4 protein-coding genes are annotated in these 5,755 nt (G+C 42.7%); 1 reads left to right on the top strand and 3 read right to left on the bottom strand.

The window, feature by feature from the left end; genetic code table 11:
- Positions 1-434 precede the first annotated feature (434 nt).
- Positions 435-3,191, top strand: coding sequence for a HEAT repeat domain-containing protein (locus RMO27_RS06365; RefSeq protein ID WP_309730670.1), 2,757 nt, complete (start codon positions 435-437; stop codon positions 3,189-3,191).
- A gap of 168 nt (positions 3,192-3,359) precedes the next feature.
- On the opposite strand, the gene tgt is transcribed toward RMO27_RS06365, so the two are convergent.
- From tgt to RMO27_RS06350, 3 genes are all read right to left on the bottom strand, one after another.
- Positions 3,360-4,505 carry a tRNA guanosine(34) transglycosylase Tgt gene (gene tgt, locus RMO27_RS06360; protein WP_309730668.1) on the bottom strand — a complete coding sequence of 382 codons (1,146 nt, stop codon included), beginning with the start codon at positions 4,503-4,505 and terminating at the stop codon, positions 3,360-3,362.
- A gap of 155 nt (positions 4,506-4,660) precedes the next feature.
- Entirely contained in the window at positions 4,661-4,972 is a 312-nt protein-coding gene (gene minE, locus RMO27_RS06355) for a cell division topological specificity factor MinE (protein ID WP_309730673.1), read from the bottom strand.
- Between the two features lie 351 nt (positions 4,973-5,323).
- Positions 5,324-5,755 (bottom strand): P-loop NTPase (locus RMO27_RS06350; protein ID WP_309730665.1); only part of this gene is annotated, 432 nt, incomplete at its 5' end.

Here is a 5,755-nt window from a genome sequence, read left to right as displayed (position 1 = left end):
CATTAATTACGCTCGATCAACTTAATAATTGGTTTGTCAGATTGGCTCGAATTACCTTGCCAACATGGAAGATTTTACGTTTAGGCAAAAATCGATGCTCAGACAGCCTTTCATAGTAACTTCTCAACTTCAAAGCTGTAGACTAGTAAATTTCTAGCATTGTAATAAATTTGAAAAAATAACCCCTCTGGCCATTCCTATCAGCAGGGGATTTTATTGTTTGAGGGTACGATAAGGTCGATTTTTTGGGGCTAAAAATAATTATCTTACTAGATATAATTATTTTTATTACAAATTGAGGTTAAGCTGGATAACGCAAGTTTGCAAAATGACAAGGACGATATAATGATACTACTCATTATATCGTGATTTGCGAAATCCATATGCCTGAGACTTAATATGGTGTGGCACTTCATTCATATTTATTGTTTATTATGCAAAACTGGCAAAATCTCAAACATCACTCCTGCTTTTACTTTACTACCCAAAAGCCCACTCTTAGAATGGCACTTATATTACTATCAATTACAATACCCTTGCTTGTAAGTAATACTAGTTGGGCACAAATTACAGAACGTACAAATATGTTGAGCCAAAGTCAACAGCTACAAAATAAAAGTGATTCAAATGTTCAAAGCGATTTAGATAATCTTAATACGGCTTTAAGTAAATATAATTTCCAAAATTCTACCCTTGACGATAAGGCCAAAGCAATTGATGTTTTTCGACAGCATCTAAAAAATTCAGACAAATGGGTGCGTATAGCTGCTGCAAATGCTTTAAGTTCTATCGGGACAGGTGCTGATGAAGCTTTGGAGGATTTGACAAATCTGCTCAAAACGGAGAAAGATAAGGATGTCTCGATCGGTGTTATTGAGGCCATTCAATCTATTAACGCCAAATCTGCAATCTCGGAATTAACTAATATATTCATAGATGAGCAGCGAGATTTATCTGTGCGGTTGAAGGCACTGGAAGCATTGCGGACTACTACTTTGGATATAGAACAAACTAGAAAATTAATTCCGTTGCTACATAAGTCATTAAAAGAGCAAAGTGTAGATAAAATAAACCTTCGTATAAATGCTGCTGTTGCTTTATCATATATACTTGCTAATCTGTACAAATATAAAGATGAAGGTGTAAAGATTTCAAAAGACTCATTACCGATTTTAACAGACTCACTGAAAGATCCTGCTTGGCGAGTACGCCGACATGCTGTTGCTGCACTGGGAAATATAGGTGTTGTTGCAAAATCTGCCATCCCCCAAATTATCGTAGCTTATTATAAAGACGGTAACTACACCATGCGTCAGCAAGCTGTTACAGCTTTAAGCAATATCGGTGATGTAAGTAATGCGAAAAATAATTTGCTCATTTTAACTGTGTTGAATGATGCATTGGAATATAAAAGCCAAATTGTGCGTGATAGTGGTGCTGATGCTATGAGAGTTATTGCTGCTAGATTTGCAGAAATAGCAAAAAGAAATGAACTAAACACGGAAGATTTGGATAAGTCTGTACGCGAGTTCGAGAAGGGTTTAAAAACTCTAAAAAAGCTACCACCAGAAGAAAATAATTCTTTAAATGCAGATATACATAATATAGAATCTAGTCTGAGTGAGTTGAAAAATCATCAATTATACAATCAGATTAGCAAAAATCCCACATTATTGGGTATTGTTGCTTACCTGCTTTTACTTTTTGGAATTTTTTTGATACGTCCTTTATGGCTACTGAAAATTGATAAATCCCTAAAATCCCTTGGCAGCTTCAAATTACCTATTATTGATAAAGAGATATCTCTGAGCTGGTTGCTGCTGATGCTGAAATATCATCCTAGAGTGCTAGATGCTTGGGTAGAAGCACACATCAAATCAGCCCAAGATGCATTTCAGCAAAAGGAGACTGTCCGCAACCGAAATGTTTATATCCCCATCCCTGTGATAAATAATGACAAGACAGTTGCTCAACTCACAGGTAAAGATTTACATTCAACTTTTAAAAGACAACGTGCTTGTCTACTCATTCAAGGTGAAGGTGGGGTAGGTAAAACAAGCCTTTCATGTCAAATTGCCAAGTGGGCAATGTCAGATGATGAGACAGAACGTCTATGCAAACACCGGATGTTGCCAGTGTTTATTGAGGAAGAATTGGGAATTCCAAATGAGATTGAAATCCAGTCGGTGTCGGGGAAAAAATCATCTTCCAACCATCCTTTGATAGACGCAATTCAGGGGCAATTGCAAAACTTAACGGATGAAATAGACTTCATTTCTGACGAACTACTAGAACGGCTGTTGAGAGAACGGCGGATTCTGGTTATCATAGACCATATTTCAGAAATGAACGAAGCGACACGTAAGGCAATTCGCCCAGACTCTCCCGATTTCTATGTTAATGCTTTAGTTGTCACTTCACGTTCTGAAGAAAAGCTTGGTCATGTCACTAAAACTACCCTCAAGCCTTTACTTATTCAAGGCAACCGCCTATCGTCTTTCATGGAAGCCTATTTAACCCAAGCGAACAGACGCGACTTGTTCACCGATCCTGAATTTTTCCAAGCCTGTAGCCACCTGTCTCAAATGGTAGGAGGACGAAAAGTTACTGCATTGCTAGCAAAACTCTATGCTGACCAGTTGATTACTACTAAAGTTGAGGAGATCCAGCAATCGCCATTAGCGATCCTAGGCAGCATCCCCGAATTAATGCTGTGGTATCTTAATGAACTCAATCGCAATGTGGCTGAAGGTAATAAATTAAGCAATCGGATTGTGCAACAAGATGCTAAAGCGATCGCTTGGGCATGTCTAAAACAAACTTTTCGACCAACAACAGCTAACAGAAATACGGTCTTAGCTGTCCTCAGCGGAAACGATCCAGAAAGTCGGCTCAAATATCTTGAAGAACGTCTGAACCTCATTCACACGATTGGTGCGGGACAAGATAAAATCCGCTTCGCCCTCGATCCCCTAGCTGAATATCTTGCTGCTATGCAGGTGTTGGAGCTTTGCCAACTAAATCAGTCCTTCTGGAACGAGTTTTGGCATCAAATTACCACAGTACCCGATGAGATCCAGTCAATTAAAGGTTTCTTGCTGGCGTTGCAAGACTGTAACCAAGTTTTAGGTCAAGAAGCAAATTTACCTAAAGCGATCGCTCCGGGATTGAGTCAATTGCTCGATACTTGAAACTTCGTGAGTGAAAAATCGGAATATCACACCCATGAAAGCCCATAATTCTTATTGGTGAAGGAATACGGACTTTTTATTAGAGTGGCGATGGGGGAACTAACGTTGTTGGTACCTGATTGCTTTGCCGAATGTGGTTACTACGATCGATCGAACATTGCCATAGCATCAATGTTGAGACTCGTCACTTAAGTCATCTTCCTCGCTAGTCAACCAGTGACCGAATTCCTCGACAAATTTATCCCGTAAGATCGCATCGCGAATTCTTTGGGTAAACCGAATTAGCTCGGTAATATTGTGCAGGGATAATAGGGTAAATCCCGTAATCTCGCCACAGCGAACGAGATGGCACAAATAAGCACGACTAAAATTCTGACAGGTATAGCACGGACAAGTATCGTCTAAGGGGGTAAAATCACGCTTGAACGGGGCATTCTTCAGATTCCAGCGTTCACCCCGCACGAAGGCTGCACCGTGCCTAGCGACGCGGGTAGGGATGACACAATCGAATAAATCAATACCGGAAGCGATCGCGATCGCCATTTCTTTATATGTACCTACTCCCATCAAGTATCGCGGTTTATGTTCGGGTAATAAGGGCGCGGTGGCGCGGACAATTTTGTGGATAAAATGCGACGGTTCGCCGACGCTCACGCCGCCAATGGCATAACCAGGCAGATCGAATTCTTGGAGAGCCTTGGCTGTCTCTGCTCGTAAATCGAGATGAACGCCACCTTGGACGATCGGAAATAGAGCTTGATCGTCAGGGCGTTGGTGAGCTTTGATGCAGCGTTCTAGCCAGCGATAGGTACGTTCGGTGGCGGCAACGACTTCCTCGCGTGTAGCGGGATAGGGAGGACATTCATCAAATGCCATAATCACATCCGCACCGAGGGCATTTTGAATCTCGATCGATTTTTCGGGCGAAATAAAGATCGTGCGTCCATCAAGGGGAGATTTGAAAGTAACCCCTTCTTCGGTAATCTTGCGAGTTTTGCTGAGACTGAATACCTGAAAGCCACCGGAATCGGTCAACATCGGCCCTTTCCAGTTCATGAATTTGTGTAAGCCACCAGCTTCGCGAATGATATCTTCGCCGGGGCGCAGATGTAGATGGTAGGTATTCGCCAAGACCATTTGCGCGCGGGCATCTTCGAGGTGGGCGGGGGTCAGCGTTTTGACGGTAGCGGTCGTGCCTACCGGCATAAATCTAGGTGTTTCGACGATGCCATGTGGCGTATGAAAAACGCCCGCACGGGCGTGAGTATGACTACATTTACCCAAGCAGTCAAAAGTGAAATTGGAGTGATTCAAGGTTTTATGCAGAACAAACAGATCGCAGATGAAAATTGCTGGATTTTGAAGATCGCAGCGATGTTGAAATTCTTAAGATGAATTATCGATCAGCTAGCATAGCGCAACTAGTTGGCCACGGCCCAGCCCAAAAGATTCACCACTAGCCCTAATGATTAACTCGCTGGATCGTCGCCAGCCCAACCCATCGGTGATGCCTCGGCGTCATCTTTGACCCTCCGAATGGGCAAATTTGCGATTAAAGCCGTCACCCTCTGATTACTTTCGAGGGAAAAATCTAGTCCCTGAGCATCAATTTCGACATAGCGGGAGACGACTTCGAGAATTTCTTGCCGCATCATCTCGACCATTTGGGGGCTAAGATCCGTTCGATCGTGTGCAATAACTAATTGTAACCGCCGCTTCACATGTTCCCGACTCGGCTCACTCACACGGGGGAATAACATTTCCAGAAATTCATTAATCATAGTCATAGGTAATGCGGTCGATAGCGGGAATTAGCACCTAAATGATGGAATTGTTGATGGGCAAAGTCCGGTGACAATTAATTACTGACAAACTTCCCGACCCAACTCTTGGTTAGCTAGAGATCGTCGATGCCGTTCGATCGGTTTAGGCGGGGCTGTGCCGAACTGTGGGAGATACTACTTAACTACCCACACTATAGCAAGATGCGGTTTCCAAATTCAACAGCAAATTGCAGTTGGCACGATCGAATTCGATCGTGCTAACAATTTTAAATAAATCGGTAAGGAATACTCAGAGTTCGAGCTGAGAAAAATCGACTTAGCTAAATTTATACGCATACTTTTACCCGATTACTTAGTAAAAATCTTACGAAACCGTGCGAATAAATTATCGCGATCGACTGACAAATCGAGATAAGGTGTTTTTTCGCCAATCAGTCGATGGGCAATATTATCAAAAGCTTGGGCGGCACGGGAGGTAGAATTAGCTTCTAATACTAATGGTTCGCCTCGGTTAGTTGATGTAATTACTCGTTCGTCTTCGGGGACGACACCGATTAACTGGACGGCGAGGATTTCACTGACGTCTTCGACAGACATCATCTCACTGGCTTCAACCATTGCTGGACGCAAGCGATTGACGATCAACCGCGCGGGGCTGATATTACTAGCTTCGAGCAAACCGATCACGCGATCGGCATCGCGGACGGCAGAAATTTCGGGAGTAGTGACAATTAGAGCTTCTTGTGCTGCCGCGATCGCATTTTTGAAGCCCATTTCGAT

Origin of the sequence: Chamaesiphon sp. OTE_75_metabat_556 (assembly GCF_031378165.1) — a bacterium.
Classification (GTDB): domain Bacteria; phylum Cyanobacteriota; class Cyanobacteriia; order Cyanobacteriales; family Chamaesiphonaceae; genus Chamaesiphon.
Note: the sequence above shows the minus strand (reverse complement) of the source record. Positions and strands in the feature narration are given on the sequence as shown.

Excerpts from the sequence above, each read along its gene's own strand:
- RMO27_RS06365 (WP_309730670.1), top strand. The coding sequence starts at position 435 with ATGCAAAACTGGCAAAATCTCAAACATCACTCCTGCTTTTACTTTACT.
- minE (WP_309730673.1), bottom strand. The coding sequence starts at position 4,972 with ATGATTAATGAATTTCTGGAAATGTTATTCCCCCGTGTGAGTGAGCCG.